This window comes from Bradyrhizobium prioriisuperbiae (assembly GCF_032397745.1).
GTDB lineage: Bacteria > Pseudomonadota > Alphaproteobacteria > Rhizobiales > Xanthobacteraceae > Bradyrhizobium_A > Bradyrhizobium_A prioriisuperbiae.
The window spans coordinates 1,203,265-1,220,607 of record NZ_CP135921.1; the positions used below are offsets into that span (position 1 = coordinate 1,203,265).

Annotated in this window: 19 protein-coding genes; 7 read left to right on the forward strand and 12 right to left on the reverse strand. The window is 63.2% G+C overall.

Going from position 1 to position 17,343, the window contains the following annotated elements; genetic code table 11:
* The first annotated feature begins 416 nt into the window (after positions 1–416).
* The 3 genes from RS897_RS05615 (at position 417) to RS897_RS05625 (ending at position 3,244) form a co-directional block, all read left to right on the forward strand.
* Positions 417–1,343 (forward strand): aliphatic sulfonate ABC transporter substrate-binding protein, encoded by a 927-nt coding sequence (locus RS897_RS05615; RefSeq protein ID WP_315838534.1) that lies wholly within the window; start codon positions 417–419, stop codon positions 1,341–1,343.
* A 28-nt stretch (positions 1,344–1,371) separates the two neighbouring features.
* Positions 1,372–2,802 (forward strand): FAD/NAD(P)-binding protein, encoded by a 1,431-nt coding sequence (locus RS897_RS05620; RefSeq protein ID WP_315835602.1) that lies wholly within the window; start codon positions 1,372–1,374, stop codon positions 2,800–2,802.
* A 232-nt stretch (positions 2,803–3,034) separates the two neighbouring features.
* Positions 3,035–3,244 (forward strand): cold-shock protein, encoded by a 210-nt coding sequence (locus tag RS897_RS05625; protein WP_315835603.1) that lies wholly within the window; start codon positions 3,035–3,037, stop codon positions 3,242–3,244.
* Between the two features lie 247 nt (positions 3,245–3,491).
* On the opposite strand, the gene RS897_RS05630 is transcribed toward RS897_RS05625, so the two are convergent.
* The 8 genes from RS897_RS05630 to RS897_RS05665 all read right to left on the reverse strand — a co-directional run bounded on the left by RS897_RS05630 (position 3,492) and on the right by RS897_RS05665 (position 8,124).
* Entirely contained in the window at positions 3,492–3,674 is a 183-nt protein-coding gene (locus RS897_RS05630; RefSeq protein WP_315835604.1) for a hypothetical protein, read from the reverse strand.
* Between the two features lie 125 nt (positions 3,675–3,799).
* Complete coding sequence (locus RS897_RS05635) at positions 3,800–4,096, reverse strand: hypothetical protein (protein ID WP_315835605.1); 297 nt, start codon at positions 4,094–4,096, stop codon at positions 3,800–3,802.
* Entirely contained in the window at positions 4,089–4,361 is a 273-nt protein-coding gene (locus RS897_RS05640) for a hypothetical protein (protein WP_315835606.1), read from the reverse strand. The genes RS897_RS05635 and RS897_RS05640 overlap by 8 nt, the downstream gene beginning before the upstream one ends.
* Positions 4,362–4,363: 2 nt before the next feature.
* Complete coding sequence (locus tag RS897_RS05645) at positions 4,364–4,708, reverse strand: hypothetical protein (RefSeq protein ID WP_315835607.1); 345 nt, start codon at positions 4,706–4,708, stop codon at positions 4,364–4,366.
* Complete coding sequence (locus RS897_RS05650) at positions 4,705–4,923, reverse strand: alkylphosphonate utilization protein (RefSeq protein WP_315835608.1); 219 nt, start codon at positions 4,921–4,923, stop codon at positions 4,705–4,707. The genes RS897_RS05645 and RS897_RS05650 overlap by 4 nt, the downstream gene beginning before the upstream one ends.
* Positions 4,924–4,935: 12 nt before the next feature.
* Entirely contained in the window at positions 4,936–5,583 is a 648-nt protein-coding gene (locus tag RS897_RS05655) for a DsbA family protein (protein WP_315835609.1), read from the reverse strand.
* A gap of 68 nt (positions 5,584–5,651) precedes the next feature.
* Entirely contained in the window at positions 5,652–5,909 is a 258-nt protein-coding gene (locus tag RS897_RS05660; protein WP_315835610.1) for a hypothetical protein, read from the reverse strand.
* 301 nt (positions 5,910–6,210) lie between these two features.
* Positions 6,211–8,124, reverse strand: coding sequence for a propionyl-CoA synthetase (locus RS897_RS05665; RefSeq protein WP_315835611.1), 1,914 nt, complete (start codon positions 8,122–8,124; stop codon positions 6,211–6,213).
* A 650-nt stretch (positions 8,125–8,774) separates the two neighbouring features.
* On the opposite strand from RS897_RS05665, the gene RS897_RS05670 reads away from it, so the two are divergent.
* The gene (locus tag RS897_RS05670; protein WP_315835612.1) at positions 8,775–9,524 is read left to right on the forward strand and encodes a class I SAM-dependent methyltransferase; all 750 of its coding nucleotides are present in this window, start codon (positions 8,775–8,777) and stop codon (positions 9,522–9,524) included.
* A 24-nt stretch (positions 9,525–9,548) separates the two neighbouring features.
* On the opposite strand, the gene RS897_RS05675 is transcribed toward RS897_RS05670, so the two are convergent.
* Together RS897_RS05675 and RS897_RS05680 are read right to left on the reverse strand one after the other, a co-directional pair.
* On the reverse strand, positions 9,549–9,791 hold the full coding sequence (locus RS897_RS05675; protein ID WP_315835613.1) for a hypothetical protein: 243 nt from the start codon (positions 9,789–9,791) through the stop codon (positions 9,549–9,551).
* A gap of 151 nt (positions 9,792–9,942) precedes the next feature.
* The gene (locus tag RS897_RS05680; RefSeq protein WP_315835614.1) at positions 9,943–11,334 is read right to left on the reverse strand and encodes a tetratricopeptide repeat protein; all 1,392 of its coding nucleotides are present in this window, start codon (positions 11,332–11,334) and stop codon (positions 9,943–9,945) included.
* A 171-nt stretch (positions 11,335–11,505) separates the two neighbouring features.
* Here RS897_RS05680 and RS897_RS05685 point away from each other — a divergent pair, with 171 nt between their 5' ends.
* Positions 11,506–13,053 (forward strand): cation:proton antiporter, encoded by a 1,548-nt coding sequence (locus tag RS897_RS05685; RefSeq protein ID WP_315835615.1) that lies wholly within the window; start codon positions 11,506–11,508, stop codon positions 13,051–13,053.
* A gap of 21 nt (positions 13,054–13,074) precedes the next feature.
* Here RS897_RS05685 and RS897_RS05690 read toward each other — a convergent pair whose 3' ends face one another.
* Positions 13,075–14,310: an RNA polymerase sigma factor gene (locus tag RS897_RS05690; RefSeq protein ID WP_315835616.1), complete on the reverse strand. Its 1,236-nt coding sequence runs from the start codon at positions 14,308–14,310 to the stop codon at positions 13,075–13,077.
* 7 nt (positions 14,311–14,317) lie between these two features.
* The gene (locus RS897_RS05695) at positions 14,318–14,668 is read right to left on the reverse strand and encodes a YciI family protein (protein ID WP_315835617.1); all 351 of its coding nucleotides are present in this window, start codon (positions 14,666–14,668) and stop codon (positions 14,318–14,320) included.
* A gap of 278 nt (positions 14,669–14,946) precedes the next feature.
* Here RS897_RS05695 and RS897_RS05700 point away from each other — a divergent pair, with 278 nt between their 5' ends.
* Together RS897_RS05700 and RS897_RS05705 are read left to right on the forward strand one after the other, a co-directional pair.
* Positions 14,947–16,227: an MFS transporter gene (locus tag RS897_RS05700; protein ID WP_315835618.1), complete on the forward strand. Its 1,281-nt coding sequence runs from the start codon at positions 14,947–14,949 to the stop codon at positions 16,225–16,227.
* Positions 16,228–16,317: 90 nt separating this feature from the next.
* Positions 16,318–17,337 carry a Bug family tripartite tricarboxylate transporter substrate binding protein gene (locus RS897_RS05705; protein WP_315835619.1) on the forward strand — a complete coding sequence of 340 codons (1,020 nt, stop codon included), beginning with the start codon at positions 16,318–16,320 and terminating at the stop codon, positions 17,335–17,337.
* The last annotated feature ends 6 nt before the right edge of the window (positions 17,338–17,343 follow it).

The following is a 17,343-nucleotide window of genomic DNA, read 5'->3' on the forward strand; positions in this document are numbered from 1 at the left end:
AAACCAGCCTTGCCGCAATGCACCACAACCACAAAGCAATACATTGGCCCAACGGGCCGCAGGATCGGAAGAATCTTTCAGATGCGCCGGGTGACGCGATCATCACGTCCTACAAGGTAAAATCCGACCGAAAGATCGCGGCCATTGCCACCGCTGGGATTGAATTTGTTTCGCGAACACGGCCGCGCGCAGAAGGAAACCCGCCCTGCAAGCGGGAACTATGGAAACTCATTATCCGCTGGATTTCCTAAAATCACCGCGTGGCCCGCTGAATGGTTTTTGGTCGTGACATCTCACCGTGTAGATCGTCATCCGACCAAGTTACGGGGCCCGTTACACCAGCCCGACATGCCGAGGGATATCGGACGATGAAGCGACAGATCCATTTCTATGCGGCGGCGCTGCTTTTGACCGCGATGGCCCTGCTGACGGCCGCGCCGTCATTCGCGCAGGACAAGGCCTCGGATCAGATCCGCATTGGATTGCAGAAATCCTCGACCCTGATCGCCGTGCTGCGCGCCAACGGCGAACTCGAGAAGGCGCTGGCGCCGCTCGGGGTCAAGGTGACGTGGCATGAGTTTTCCAGCGGCCTGCCGCTGCTGGAATCGCTCGGCGTCGGCAATCTGGATTTTGGCGCCGACGTCGCCGACACCGTTCCGATCTTTGCGCAGGCGGCCGGATCGAAATTGGCCTATGTCGCCGAAGAGAGCGCTTCCCCCGCGGCGCAGGCCATCGTGGTCTCCAGCGAGTCATCGATCAAGACGCTGGCGGATTTGAAAGGCAAGAAGATCGCCGTCACCAAGGGCGCCGGCAGCCACTATCTGTTGCTGGCCGCGCTCAGCAAAGCCGGACTTAATTTCAAGGACATCTCCCCAGCCTATCTCGCGCCTGCCGATGGCCGCGCCGCGTTCGTCAGCAACAATGTCGACGCCTGGGTGGCGTGGGATCCGTTCCTGACCAGCACACAGCGGCAATCCGGCGCCCGGACGCTGGCGGACGGCAGCGTCGGCCTTGCGAGCTACAAGCGCTACTATTTGGCCTCGGAAACGTTCGCGGACCGACGCGGCGACGTGCTGAACATCGTGGTCGAGAAACTGCGCGAAATCGGCAAATGGGTGAAGGCCCATCCGAAGGATGCGGCGACGCTTCTGGCCGGCCTCTGGGGCATCGATGCGGCCACCGTCGAGGAGGCCAACAGCCATCGCAGCTATGGCGTCGGCACGGTGACGTCCGCCGGCCTCTCGGAACAGCAGAAGATCGCCGATGCTTTCTTTGGCGAGAACCTGATCCCCAAAAAGCTCGACACCACCGCCGTCAGGATCTGGACGCCCAAAGCGCCCTGAAATACTTTGTCGTCCCGGTGATATCGATATGAATCTGCACCATCGCCCGAGCGGACATCCCACCGTCGCGATCGTGGGCGGCGGCGTCTCCGGCGCCGCGGTCGCGCTGTTTCTCAACACGTTCGCGCCCGATACGGCCGAGATCGTCATCATCGAGCCCCGCGACACGATCGGGCGAGGGTTGGCCTACAGCACCAGCGATCCGGTGCACCGGATCAACGTTCCTGCCGCGCGGATGGTGCTCTATGCCGACGATCCCGGTCATTTCGACCGCTGGTTCACGGCCTCGGAGCTGGTGCGATCCGATCCGCACGCCGGCCTGCCGGACGGGCGGCAGTTTCCATCGCGTGATGCGTTCGGCCGTTACATCGGCGAACAGGTAGCCCTCATCGAGACCCTGTCGCATGTGCGCGGCAAGGTCGCCGACATCGTTCGCGTGGCCGATCGCTATCGCCTCACTTGCGATGACGGCCGTTGCATCGATGCCGATATCGTGGTGCTGGCGATTTGCCATCCGGCGCCAACCATTCCCTCCTCGCTTCGGGCGCTCGCAGGCAGCGACGTCATCGTCACCAATCCCTGGCAGGCGCGCGCCTTGGAGGCGATCGACGCCGACGCACGCGCTCTGATTGTCGGCACCGGGCTGACCATGGCCGATATCGTCGCCACGCTGGACCGGCAAGGTCATCGCGGCACGATCACCGCGATCTCGCGGCGCGGCCAGCGCGCGCAAACACACGCCACGACTCCCCAAGACCCGTATGGCGACTTCCTGAACCCGCCTCCGTCAACGGCAACGGCGTTGCTGCGCGAGATCCGGCGCACGCTTGCGCAGGCCGCAACCGAAGGCCTCTCCTGGCATGCCGTGCTCGACCAGGTCCGCCTGCAGGGCAGCAGCATCTGGCAGGCGCTGCCCGTCACTGAGCGCCAACGCCTGCTGCACCATCTGCGGCCGTTCTGGGATACGCACCGGTTTCGTCTCGCGCCGCAGGTTCATGCGGTGCTGGAGCGACTGCGCGAAAACGGTCAGCTGGCACTGCGCGCGGCCGCGATTCAATCCGCCGCACGTGGCGACGATGGCCTGCGGGTGACGCTGCGCGATCGGCGCACGCACGAGACCAATACACTCACGGTCGACCGGATCATTCTCGCGACCGGCCCAGCGCATGGCAGCCTGTTTCACGACGATCCATTGCTGCACAATCTGCAGCAGAACGGCCTCGCTTCTCCTGACGTCTATGGCCTCGGCATCGCCGTCGATCACGGCAGCCGCGTGCTGAGTGCGAACGGACAAGCGCAACATCAGCTGTTCGTGGCCGGCCCCTTGGCGCGCGGCACGTTCGGAGAACTGATGGGCGTGCCTGATGTCGCACGACAGGCCGAGCGCGTTGCCACGGCGATCGCATCACTGCCCGGGCTGAACAACCGACCGGAGATCGGCGCGCGCACCGCTGAATGATGGAACCGTCACATCAGCAAATCAGGCAAAATAGCGGCAAAACACGGCCGATTCGCCCACCCTTGTAATCTCGGTGACCCTCGTGTATATAGTCCGGATTCGAGTTGTAGCTCTGGCTTGTTGAGCGCGCCCTTGTGGCTCCTTTCCCCAAGACATCGCTGAAGATCGGATCGTACCTGCACGGTGGTCGTGCGGGCAGCATTTGCGCATTAGCGCGTTTTGGAGAAGATAAATGGCAAGCGGAACAGTGAAGTGGTTTAACGCCCAGAAGGGCTTCGGTTTCATTCAGCCGAGCGATGGCTCGCAGGACGTTTTCGTCCACATCAGCGCCGTCGAACGCGCTGGTTTGAGCTCGCTCAATGAAGGCCAGAAGCTCTCGTACGAGCTGAAGACCGACAAGATGCGCGGCAAGGTCAGCGCTGAGAACCTCAGCCTCGGCTAAAAGTTACGACGGTTGGCGCGGGATCACCGCGGATGTACCGGGATCCCGCCGACGTCGGTTGCGTCCTCACCCATGGGTGAGGACGTTGTTTTTGTGCTGCATTTACGCAGCCGGAATTCAGACCAAACTTTCCGGATCATGCTTCTAGAGCCTTTTCCGTTCTGGTTGAATCACGACAGAGGCTCTAGCTTTTTGTTTTGACGCGTTTTCTTCACGCGAACCGGTATCCACTTCGCTCGAAAACGCTCTAGAACTTCCGCTTCTTGGGCGGAGGAGGATTGAGCTCCGCGATCTTGGAAAGACATTCCTCGTGAGTGGCGTGCGGGCCGGTGACGAATGTCCCGCTCACCTTCGTGCTGTACCAGCCGGCTCCAACCCCGAGCCGCAGAGACTCCTCGGTTTTGACCTGGCGCGGGGAGAGAATATCCATAGCATTTCCTTTTTGATGAAGCGCCGACCGGCCGGTCAAACGCGTGTCGTCAGATCGATCGTTCGCCGGCAACGACCGGATACTGTTCAGGTATCCCTTTCAAGAATGCTTTTCAGATATACTTTTTAGATATCTTTGGAGAGCCTCGCGAAGTCCGCCAACACGGCGGCCACCAGATCGCGATGCTGCGAATCCTGCGGGCCGAGCGCCGCCGCATATAAATTCAGGACATAACGCGCTTTCGCCGCCGCCTCCGGCCATGACGCCGCAGGCACCGAAATCAACTCGGTCTCAAGAAGACGCTGCCGATCCCGCAACACGCGCGCATTGGCTTCGACCTCCGCCAGCGATCGCCTGATATCGGTCGCCTTCTGGGCCGCCATGCCACGATGCTTGTCGAGATCGACGGGCGTTTCACTCACGGGATGCGATCGCATCGATCGGCTGCGCATCCGACAATTCGATCGAACCGATCGAGATCATCTCAGCGGATGAACTGCGGGATGGCGCCGCCGGCACCATCATCATGGTGGCGGCGCGCCGAAAACTCGGAAACGACAGGCCTTCGATCATTTCTTCGTCGGTCACGACCTCATAAGCACCCGCCGGCAACAGCCGTTCGATGCTGGCAATCCGGAACGGATGCTTGAACACGATCGTCTCTCGCCGCGATCGGGTCATGGTCATGATCATACAACCACGCTGGCGACCGGACGTCGCTGCAGCGGATAATCGCCGTCATCATAGAGGCGCCGAATTTCGCTGGCGTTGAAACGCTCCTCGTTGACTTCGAGCATCGCGCCATGAAGCAGCGCCGGATCCAGCGTTTCGATGGCAAACTGGATCGCTTCCGCAGCCTGCGGAAAGCGCCGATATCCAATTTTCTTGCGAGCTTTCATCCCGGCATGCCCGGAATACAGTTCCGCGCCGGCGCGATAGTCGAACATCGATCGAGCCTGCGCCCTTTCAGCTGCAATAGCCAGCTGTTTCTGGGAACCAGAAACCCTGAAAACCTGAATGAAATCAGGCCTCATGCCTTTTTTAGGAACTCGGTCCGGAGCACCAGACCTTTCACCTTGTCGGTGCGACCTTCGATCTCGTCCTCGTTCTCGGTGAGATGAATATTCCTGATCATCGAGCCGCGCTTGAGCACGGTGGAGGAGCCCTTCAGCTTCAGATCCTTGATGAGGGTAACGGAATCACCCTCGCTCAGGATAGCGCCGTTACTGTCCCTGACCTTGATGTCCATGCCAACTCTGACTTACTTCGGCGGCTTCGCCGCCGCACGGGCGTCCGCAATCGCGCGCTTGAACATCGCCGCATCGAGCACGCCGGGCACGCGGAATGTGCCGACGATGAAGGCGGGCGTGCCGCGGAAACCAAAGGCTTCGGCCTGGGTGTTGTTGCGCTTCAGCACCGCATCGATCTCGCTCTTGCGGGCGACGAGATCGGCATCGGCCTTGACGAGGTCGACGCCGGCCTTGCTCAACGCCTCGCGCAGAGTGGTCTCGGTGAGACGGCCGGTCAAACCGATCAGCGCGTCATGGCTCGCCTGGTATTTGTCCTGGTAACGCGCCGCCAGCACCAGCCGCGCGGCGAGATCCGAAGGCGGACCGAGGATCGGCCAGTCCTTCATCACCAGCCGCACCTTGCCGTCCTCTTTCACCACCTGCGCCAGATCCGGCGCCACCTTCTTGCAGTAAGGGCACTGGTAATCGAAGTATTCGACGATGGTGATATCGCCGTCGGGATTTCCGAACGCCGGAATGTCGCGGTCACGCAGCACGCTGTCGCGCGAGAGGACATCGTCGTCTTCCGCGCGCACGCCGCCCGGCGCGCAGATCGCGACCACCGTACCGATCAGTGATGCGACGAGCGCCCGCCTGAGAACTGCAAATCCGAAGACCATGATATCCCGATGTCCTTTTGTGCCCGGCAAGTTACGCACCCCGCACCCGCGGTGTTACGCGCGCAACGCTACTTGTTCTCCATCATGTAGTCCTGGATCTTGCGCAGATCCCCCTTGCTCTTCTGCGATTGCATCGTGGTGGCGATATGATCGCGATCGCGGCGGCAATTGACGTATTCGTCGGATCCCGCCTTGAGGCCCCTGGCCCGGCAATACGCGTCATCATCGGGCGCAGGCACGGCCGCGGCTGCCGCCGGCTGTTCCTGCTGCGAGGCGCAGCCGCCGAGCAGGACACCGAGTAATCCCGCAGCTAGCAAAAATTTCATTGTCGATCGGCGCATATTGGTCCCGCTTCGTACGTCCCTCAATCGCGGCAGACTGTCGAACCAAAATCGTGGATTTGTAAAGGCGGAGATCGCAATTATCGGCATTTATTGAGGGACTTGCCGCGAGATCGGCGATCTAGTGTCCCGAATTCGAAGTTCGTATCACTTAGCAGCACGTCTGAGACGAACTTCGAATTCGATCAGGACACTAGAAAACTTTAGATTCTAGTGTGGCTTATGTTTCCGAAATCCCCCTCGAAGAGATCGCCGCGATGTTGAGGGGGATTTCGGAAACGCCACACTAGGCCCCCACACCCTTTTGCTTCAGCGCGGTTCCGATTTCGTCCAGGATGATGGGATCGTCGATGGTGGCGGGCATGGTCCAGGCATCGCCATCGGCGATCTTTTTCATGGTGCCACGCAGGATCTTGCCCGAGCGGGTCTTCGGCAGCCGCGCCACGGTGATCGCGAGCTTGAAGGCGGCCACCGGCCCGATGCGGTCGCGCACCAGGGCCACGACGTCTTTCTCGACCTCGGCGGGCGCTTTGGCCACACCGGCCTTCAGCACCAGGAAACCGCAGGGCACCTCGCCCTTGAGCTGATCCTTGATGCCAAGCACCGCGCACTCGGCCACGTCCGGATGGGACGCCAGCACCTCCTCCATGCCGCCGGTGGACAGCCGATGTCCCGCGACATTGATGATGTCGTCGGTGCGGCCCATCACGAACACATAACCGTCGGCATCCCTGTAGCCGGCGTCGGAGGTTTTGTAGTAGCCGGGGAACTCCGCCAGATAGGCATCGTGAAAACGGTCGTCCTGCCGCCACAGCGTGGGCAGGCAGGCCGGCGGCATCGGCAGCTTGATCACGATCGAGCCCATGGTGCCCGCCGGCACCGGCCTCGCCGCCTCATCCACCACGTCGACCTGATAACCCGGCATCGGCACAGTGGGCGAGCCGTGCTTCACCGGCAATTGCCCGAGACCGACCGGATTGCCGGCGATGCACCAGCCGGTTTCGGTCTGCCACCAGTGGTCGATGGCGGGCACGTTCAATTGCTGTTCCGCCCATTCCACCGTCGGCGGATCGGCGCGCTCGCCCGCGAGGAACAAGGTGCGGAACTGCGAGAGGTCGTGCTTGCGGATGAACTCGCCGTTGGGATCATCCTTCTTGATGGCGCGAAACGCGGTCGGCGCGGTGAACAACGCCACCGCCTTGTGCTGCGAAATCACCCGCCAGAACGCGCCGGCGTCGGGCGTGCCGACCGGCTTGCCCTCGTACATGATCGACGTCGCGCCATGGAACAGCGGCGCATAGATGATGTAGCTGTGACCGACCACCCAGCCGATATCGGAGGCGCACCACCAGACGTCGCCGGGGTTGACGCCGTAGAGATTGAACATCGACCATTTCAGCGCCACCGCATGGCCGCCATTGTCGCGCACCACGCCCTTGGGAATGCCGGTGGTGCCCGATGTGTAGAGAATATAGAGCGGATCGGTTGCCTTTACCGGCACGCATGGCGCGGATTTGTTGGCCGCAAGCGCCGTCATGCGCAAGCTCGCCCAGTCGTGGTCGCGACCCGCGACCAGATCGCAGCGCTGCTGCGGGCGCTGCAAGACAAAACAGGCTTCGGGTTTGGCTGTGGCCAGCCTGATCGCCTCGTCGAGCAGCGGCTTGTAAGCGACGATGCGGCCGGGCTCCAGCCCGCAGCTTGCGGACAAAATCAACTTCGGCTGGGCGTCGTCGATCCGGGTGGCGAGCTCCTTGGCGGCAAAACCGCCGAACACCACGGAATGCACCGCCCCGATGCGGGCGCAGGCCAGCATTGCAACCACCGCCTCCGGCACCATCGGCATGTAGAGCAGCACCCGGTCGCCCTTGGTCACGCCGAAATCCTGCATGACCGCGGCCAGCGCCGCCACCTCCCGCAGCATCTCGCGATAGGTCAATTTGGTGACGCTGTCCGACAGCGGCGAATCATGGATCAGCGCCACCTGATCGGCGCGGCCGTTCGCCACCTGGCGATCCAGTGCATTAAAACAGGTGTTCAGCACGCCATCGGCAAACCAGCGGCCATAGACGCCCTGAGCGGGATCGAAGATGGTTTTCGGGAATTCGATCCAGTCGATCTCGCGCGCCGCCTCGGCCCAGAAGGCCTCGGGATCGCGCATCGCCCGTGCATAAACCTCATTGTAGCGGCTGATGGCCGTCATCACATCGTCTCTCCCGAACGTCCCGGAGCCTGTTCCCGCAGCCCCTATTGGCGCTGGACACGCTCACCTTTTGGGACGTCATTGTCATGGGATTGCATGCCAGTTCAAGCCGAAACGACCGCAGCGCGGCATTTCGCATCATCACCATGCCCGGATCTCGAATGCGGCGGCACAACGGGTGGATCAGGATCATTGCGTAGAGAACACAGACCCCACTGAGACGGTCGCAGCGTCGGGCCTATAATGGAGGGAACGAGCGTTCGCGCCAGCACCTCCAAACGCCGGTAACGATACCCACGTGTTTTGGGTTGACCATTGGGCTCAGTTCGGCACATTGATTTATTGCTGCAAGTATCTGTGCCGCAGATGCCGGAGACGGTGCGTGTTGGTTAACGGGAAAACGGCTGGCTGCTCTGGTCGGATCGGCAACTTGCCGATCTCCAGCGCAGCGTTTGTGCGGCTGATTTTTCGACCGGCAGGCACCACTCTACCAGAACGCACTTCTCTACCAGAACCCACTGCTGCGATGCGCGCAGGTGTCTTGTTTGCAGGTGTCTTGCGCAGACGCACGGTCACGAGAACGATTGATTGGCGACAGCTCTTTATTGACGCAGAGGTCGCGTCAAGCTCGATTCAGTTGGGAAGACCAGATGATCCGCCCAGATATCAGCGCGAATTTCTTTCCCGAGATCAATGCGGGGGGATTCTCGCGTCTTGACGGAACGATCCAGTTCTATCAACGCGTCAATTCGATCTTGCATCCCGACGCCGTCGTGCTCGATTACGGTGCGGGACGTGGCGCACCGCATCTCGACGATCCGGTTCCGTTCCGCCGCCAGCTCAGTCGCATCCAGGGCAAGGTGCGCAAGGTCATCGGTGCCGACATCGATCCGATCGTCACAACCAACCCGGCGATCGACGAGGCGATCGTGCTCGACAATCTGGGACAGCTGCCGCTGGAAGATCGCTCGGTCGATATCATTCTGTCGGACCATGTGTTCGAGCATCTCGAAGATCCCGCCATCGTGGCGCGTGAATTCGACCGCATCCTGGTGCCCGGCGGCTGGATCTGCGCCCGCACACCCAATCGGTTCGGATACATCGCGTTTCTGAACAGGGCGATACCGGAAGCGTTTCGCCTGCGCACGGTCGGCATGGCGCAGCCGGGCCGCAAGGAGCACGACATTTTCCCGGCGTTCTACCGCCTCAACAGTCCCAGCGCACTGCGCCAGCATTTCGATCCGGCGCGCTACGACCACTTTTCGCACACCTGGGATTCCGAACCGGCGTATCACTTCTCATCGTCGGTTTTTTACGGCCTGTTCCTGGTCGCTCATGCCATTTCGCCGCCGCCGCTCAAGGCGATGTACCATATCTTCCTGCGGAAGAAGCCGGTCTGATCGCGCAGCGTCGTGACGGAGGCTTTATGGCTGAGGCTTTGGACGGCCGGGAATCGGCGGAAGCGCGGCCTGGTGCTTCTCGAACAGCTCGAGCCATCGCTTCTCGTCCGGCGACCGCCATTCGTCGGCCGACAGGGGCGGCAGCGTTTTCGGATCGGCGATCGTGGCATCGAGCTGGAAGAACTCTTCGGTTTCCGCGAACGTCAACCCGATCAGCACGCGATTGCCGTGCTCGTCGTGTTCATAGATATCGTCGTCGATGCTCATCGCCCCACATGAGAGTATCGCCACCAACGGTTCAATGCGAACCCGGTTTTAACGTAACCCGTCAAAGTTAAGAGCCCACGCGAGGGTACGATGATGTCATCGCATCGCGTAAAACTACCGACTCGATGTCGCTGCAGCCCGTCGCACGCGGTCAGTTGGCCGACGCCTTTGTCGCGCGCAAACGCGCGAGCTGCTTTTCCAGGACATCGCGGACATCATAGTCCGGCTTGCCGAATGAGGCATTGCGGGTGGCGACGAATTCGCGCTGCTGATCGCGCAGCGTTTCCGCAGCGCGCCGGTTGCCGCCCGCGGCCGCTTTGATCATCCCGGCATAGGTCTCGTTGATCTCGCGGTCGAGCTGGCTCAGACGCGGATCAGCGCAGATCACTTTCTCCACCGCACGCTTCGCCGTGGCGCAGTCGAACGACGGGACTGCCTTGGTGATCGCCGTGTTAGTGGCGGGCGGCTGCAGCGGCATATGCGCACCGACGCGCTCGATCTCCAGCGCCAGCGACTTGCGGCCGGCCACTGCATTCTCGAAGCGCGGATCGATCCGCAGCGCGGCCTCATAGTCGGCCAGCGCCTTGACGCGATCGCCCCTCTTGCGCCAGACCACGGCGCGGTTGTTGTAGGCGAGCAGGAATTTCGGATCGAGCCGCAGCGCCGCATCGTAATCCACCAGCGCGCGATCGAAATCGCCCCTGAACTGGTAGGAATCGCCGCGGTTGGTCAGGAAATTCGCCGCTGGACGGAGGCGGATGGCCTCGCTGTAATCAGCGATCGCCTTGTCGTAGTCACTGCTGCCCGCATAGGCCAGGCCGCGATTGTCGAAATATTCCGGCACCGTCGGATCGAGCCGGATGGCTTCACTATTGTCCAGCAGCGCAAGATCGTTGCGGCCGATTTTCCTGTAGGCCGCGCCGCGGTTGGTGAAGGTCCGGGGCCGGTTGGGATCGAGCTGGATCGCCTGGCCGTAGTCCCGGATCGCGGCCTGATAGTCGCCCTTGAAATAATATGCGGCGCCCCGATCGGAAAACGCCTGGGCGAAATTCGGATCGAGCCGGATCGCCTCATTGTAATCCTCGATCGCGCGATCGTATCTGCGCTGGTTGTTGAAGACGATGCCGCGCTGGCCGAACGCGGCGGCGTCATTCGGGTTGAGCCGGATGGCTTCATTGAAATCCGCAACCGCGCGGTCGAGATCGCCGCCGGCGCGGCGCAGCAGATCGCCGCGCAAACGAAATGCCGGCGCGCTGCCGGCATCCAGCTTGATGGCGCGATCGAGATCAACCATCGCCCGATCCGTCTGTCCCTTGCCATCGAACGCGCGCGCGCGCGTGACCAGCGCGAACACGCGATCCACGTCTGCGGTCGCGGTGTTATCGATCAGGGCGCCGCAGCTTTCAATCAGCCGGTCCGCGGGCGCTTTGCTGTCGGCGAGACACGCGACCGGATCTGTTGCCGTTTGCGCGAGAGCCGGCCAAACCATGCACCAAGCCATCGCCAACGTCGCAGCCGAAACCAGAACCGAAGCGACCCGCATCATCGAACTCCCGACAAGCGGTTTCACCGCGCGTGCAAATTCACTTCATCATAGTCTGCGGCCGCAACCGTCCGGTTCAAAAAACTGGCATCGGTTCCCCCCGGCAATATAATGGAAGGTCAGGGTTTCCCGCCTCGCTCAGCACTACCGCCATCAGACCAAGGAACCGTTTTGATCACATTTGAATGGATTATCGGCCTACTGGTGGCCTCGGTCATCGTGTCGGCGCTGGCGCGGCGGCTGGGCATTCCCTATCCGACCTTCCTCGCCGTCGGCGGCATGCTGCTGGCGTTCCTGCCCTGGGCCCCGGCCTGGGCGCTGGAGCCGGAACTGGCGCTGGCCCTGTTTGTCGCGCCGGTGCTGCTCGACGCGGCCTACGACACCTCGCTGCGCGATCTGCGCGACAACTGGCTGCCGGTCACGACCCTGGTGTTCGTGGCCGTGGGCGTGACAACCGCCTGCGTTGCGGTGGTCGCGCGCTGGCTGGTGCCGGACCTGCCGTGGTCGGCGGCGATCGCGCTCGGCGCCATTGTCGCGCCGCCCGATGCTGCGGCGGCCACCGCCATCCTGCGCTCGGTCAAGCTGCCCTATCGCATTCTCAAGATCCTGGAGGGCGAGAGCCTGCTCAACGACGCCAGCGCGCTGCTGATCTACCGCATCGCCGTCGGCGTTGCGGTGACGCGGCATTTCAGCTGGGAGTCCTTCGCGCCGACCATCGCCCTGGCCCTGCTCGGCAGCCTGATCGCAGGTTATCTCTTCGCCAAGCTCTCGATGCTGCTGAGCACGCGCATCACCGATGTTCCCAGCGCGATCATCGTGCAGTTCGCCGGCACCTTCACGGTATGGATTCTGGCCGAGCATCTCGGCCTGTCCGGCATCCTGACCATCGTGGCTTATGCCATCACCATCGCCCGGACCGCGCCGGCGCGAACACCGGCCCGGCTGCGCGTGCCGTCCTACGCGGTCTGGGAAACCACGGTGTTTCTGCTCAACGTGCTGGCGTTCATGCTGATCGGCATGCAACTGCGACCGATCTGGGAGCGAATGGACGATACCCTTCGCTTCGACTATTCGGTGGTGGCTGGCGCGGTGCTGGTCACGGTCGTTGTCGCGCGCCTGGTCTGGGTGATGTCCTACAACACGCTGGTGCGGCTGATGATGACGCGTTTCGGCCGCCGCACCGATTTGCCCCGCATGCCGCCGACGCTGCAGGGCGGCCTGGTCGTCTCCTGGTGCGGCATGCGCGGCATCGTCACGCTCGCCGCCGCCGTCGCACTGCCCGAGCAATTCCCGCATCGCGACCTGATGCTGCTGACGGCTTTTGCCGTGGTGCTGGGCACGCTGGTGATCCAGGGCCTGACGTTGCGGCCGCTGATCGCGGCCCTTGGGCTCAAGGATGACAACCCGGTGGAGCGCGAGGTCTCGCACGCACGCGCGATCGCCTATCGCGCGGCGCTTGCCGAGATCAGCAGTGATCCGTCGGAAGAAGCCGAGGTGCTGCGGCTGGAGTACAGCGCGGTGCTGCTGCGCGCGGAGAATGATCCCGACGGCCGGATCTCCGGCGAGCTCCCGGCCGATCCGATGCGGCGACGCGCGATCGAGGCGGCGCGGCGCTCTCTTTTGAGACTGCGCGACACCGGCGTGATCGGCGACGACGCCTTTCATTTGCTGGAAGAAGAATTCGACTGGGCGGAGCTGAGTGCACAGTCGGGCGTATGATTGCGCGGCCGCAAAGCTTCCTCAACCGAGCTCGGCCAGCCGCTTCTCCAGCCAGCGCCGTTCCGGCTCCAGCCGCACCAGCGCGAGCGCGTCGCGATAGGCCTGTCGCGCCTCCGTGATCCGGTCCAGCCGGCGCAGCAGGTCAGCGCGCACCGCGGGCAACAGATGGTAGCCGGCGAGACGTTCGCGTACCGCCAGCGCATCGACCAGATTGAGGGCCTTCTGCGGCCCGTCCACCATCGAGACGGCCGCGGCATGATTGAGCGCCACCACCGGCGAGGGATGCAGCCGCAGCAGCACATCGTAGAGACCGACGATCTGTGGCCAGTCGGTCGCCGCAAACCGTTCGGCCTGGGCATGCAGCGCTGCAATGGCCGCCTGGACCGCATAAACGCTGGGCAATCCCGGACCACGCAGCGCACGATCCACCAGAGCCGCGCCTTCAACGATCTGCGCGCGATCCCATCGCGTGCGGTCCTGGTATTCGAGCTGAATGAGATCGCCCTCCGGAGTCGTCCGCGCTCCGCGTCGCGCATCGTGCAGCAGCATCAGAGCCAGCAGTCCGAGAATGGCGGCGCGCTCCGGCATCAGCGTTTGAAGCAAACGGCCGAGCCGGATCGCTTCGCTGGACAGATCGGCGCGGATCAGATCGTGACCCGTGGTCGGTGCATAGCCTTCGGTGAACACCTGATAGATCACCGCCAGCACACCATCGACGCGCTCGTCGAGACGGTCGGATTCGGGCGTCTGGTAGGGAATCCCCGCAACGCGGATTTTGGTTTTGGCACGCACCAGGCGCTGCGCCATCGTCTCTTCGCTGACCAGAAACGCCCGCGCGACCGCTTCGGTGGACAGGCCACACACCGCCCGCAACGTCAGCGCGACCTGGATCTCCGTATTCAGGGACGGATGACAGCAGGTGAAGACCAGCCGCAGCATGTCGTCGTCGAGAGCGTCCCACCCCTCAATGGGGACCGCCTGGCTGTCGATCGCGGCTTCGATCTCCATCGCCCGTTGCCGATCGCGGAACATCCTCTCGCGGCGCACGCGATCGATGGCTTTGTGCCGCCCGACATTGACCAGCCAGGCCCGCGGATTGGACGGCATCCCCGACCCCGGCCACTGCTGCAGCGCCGCCGCGAAGGCTTCCTGCAACCCCTCTTCGGCCAGTTCGAAATCACCGACCAGGCGGATCAGTGTCGCCAGGACACGACCCGCCTCAGTCCGGAAGACACGCTCGGTGTCGCTATCGCTCACGCCGGCATCAGCTCATGGCCCACACCGGGCGCACCTCGATCGTACCGTCCCGCGCGCCCGGAATTCGGGCGGCGATGGCGGAGGCTTCGTCGAGATCCTTGGCTTCGATCATGTAATAGCCGCCGAGCTGTTCGCGGGTTTCCGCGAACGGCCCGTCGGTGGTCAGGGTCTTGCCGTTACGAACCCGGACCGTGGTCGATGCCGCGACCGGGTGCAGTCGCTCACCACCCTTGTAGTGACCACTCTGGATGATGCCCTGGGTAAAGACGCCGTATTCGGCGGTCATCGCCGTTCTCTCGGCATCCGACAGCGCCATCATTTCAGCCTCGTTCCGATAGATCAGCAGCAGATATTGCATGGGATCGCTCCATTATTCTCGTGCGTATTCCGATCGCAAAGCCGGTATCCACTTTTGCGGAATACGCACTGATTGGCGAGCAGGATAGCTCAACCCCCAGTCGAACGGGGCGGCGGCAGATCGACAGCGGCCGACGAAAATTCCAAAAAATGTCACTCCGGCGACGGCGCCTGCAAGCCTGTCCCGCTTCCAGCGCGGCCCGGCCGCTGTATTCTGCCGGGAACCAATGCGGCCGTGGCGCATTCGGACAGGGTTGTTTTGCGGAGACACGAGCCCCCATGACGTCCAAGGGTGAACCGGCCCGCCGACCTCTGGACGCCCTCAATTTCTTCCTGGCCGACGTCCGCGACGGACTGGGGCCCTATCTCGCCATCTACCTGCTCACGGTTCAGCAATGGAACGAGGCGCAGATCGGTCTCGTGATGTCGATCGCGGCGCTGGCGGGGATCGCCGCCCAGACCCCGGCCGGCGCCCTGGTCGATCATATCAGGGCCAAGCGCGGGCTGATCATCACGGCCGCTGTTATTGTGACGCTGGGCTCGCTGCTGCTACCGCTGATCTCGAATTTCTGGCTGGTCGCGGCCACCCAGGGACTGACCGGGGCGGCCGGATCGGTGTTCGCGCCGGCGATTGCGGCCATCACCCTCGGCATTGTCGGTCCCAAGGCGCTTGCCGCCCGCATCGGACGCAACGAAGCCTTCAATCATGCCGGCAACGCCACCGCGGCGCTGCTGGCGGGCGGGCTTGCCTACGTGTTCGGCCCCGTGGTGGTGTTCTGGCTGCTGGCGGCCATGGCCATCGGCAGCATCGTGTCGACGCTGGCGGTGCCGGCGGCGGCGATCGATCATGACGTCGCCCGCGGCCTCGACGGCGACACGGCTGCAGCGGCGCAGCACAAGCCATCCGGCTTCAAGGTGCTGCTGACCAACAAGCCGCTGCTGATCTTCGCAGCGGCAACCGTGCTGTTTCACTTCGCCAATGCCGCGATGCTGCCGCTGGTCGGACAGAAGCTCGCGCTGGTGAACCAGACTCTCGGCACCACACTGATGTCGGTCTGCATCGTGGCGGCGCAGCTGGTGATGGTGCCGGTCGCAATCCTGGTTGGCCGCACCGCCGACATCTGGGGCCGCAAGCCGCTGTTCGCGGTGGCGCTCGGCGTGCTGGCCCTGCGCGGCGCGTTGTATCCGGTGTCCGACAATCCCTACTGGCTGGTCGGCGTACAATGTCTCGACGGCGTCGGCGCGGGGATTTTCGGCGCGCTGTTTCCACTGGTGGTGGCGGATCTGACCCACGGCACCGGGCACTTCAATGTCAGCCAAGGCGCCATTGCCACCGCACTCGGCATCGGCGGCGCGTTGAGCACGACGGCTGCCGGCGTGATCGTGGTCGGCGCGGGCTACAGCGCAGCGTTCCTGTTTCTCGCCGCCGTCGCCGTTGTCGGGCTGGTGGTCTACGTGGTCTTCATGCCGGAGACCGCCCCGCACCTGCAGGCCGAGGTGCCGTTGCCGACAGAGGATTTGCCGCGGACAAAAGCTCCTGCACAGCCGCGTCCCACGTGATCGGCAAAACCGGTTTCCCCCTGATCCGGATCATGCTCTAAACCGACAAAATGCCGATCACCGGCTTCGCCATCCGAGCATGAGGAAACGATGTCCCAGCGCACACCCGCCCGCCTGTCCTTGCGCCCGACCCGGCGCGCGCTCCTCGCCGCCACCGCGACCCTGGTCGCCTCGCCGGCACTGCTGCGGCGACCGGCGTGGGCCGACGGGCCGTGGCCGAGCCGGAACGTGCGCTTCATCGTGCCGTTCGCGGCCGGCGGCACCACCGATATCCTGGCGCGGGTGACGGCGGCGAAGCTGTCGGAGGACTACGGCCAGCAGTTCATTGTCGAGAACAAGCCGGGCGCCGGCGGCAACATCGCCGCCGATTATGTCGCCAAGGCCGATCCCGACGGCCATACCTTCATCGTCGGCACGCCCGGCACTCATGTCATCAACCAGTTCGTCTACAAGGCGATGCCGTTCGACCCGATCCGGGATATCGATCCCGTTATCATCATCGCGCGGGTGCCGAACCTGTTTTCGGTGACACCGGACTTGCCGGTGAGGACAGTGGAAGAATTCGTCCGGCTCGCGAAGGGCAAGCCGGGCGGCTATTTCTACGGCACGCCGGGGCTCGGCAGCACCGCGCATGTCTCGACCGAATTGTTCAAGTCGATGACCGGGGTCGATATCGTGCATGTACCTTATAAAGGCAGCGCGCCGTCGCTGACCGATCTGGTGGCCGGCCGCATCCATCTCACCATCGACAACCTGCCGGCGTCGCAGCCGTTCGCGGAATCGGGCGCCATCCGCCCGATTGCCGTGTCCAGCGCCAAGCGATGGCCGCTGATGCCTGATATTCCGACCATCGCCGAAGCCGGCGTGCCGGGGTATGAAGCCCAGTCGTGGTTCACCATCGCCGCGCCTGCAAAAACATCGCCGGAAATCATCGGCAAGCTCAATGCGAGTGTCGAACGTTTCATCAAATCGGAGGACGGCACGGCGCGCCTGCGCAAACTCGGCGCCGAGCCGGCCGGCGGCTCGCCGGCGGACATGGGCCGTTATGTGCTGGCCGAAGCCGAGAAGTGGGGCAAGGTCGCCAAGTTCGCCGGCATCAAGCCCGAATAGCTGTTC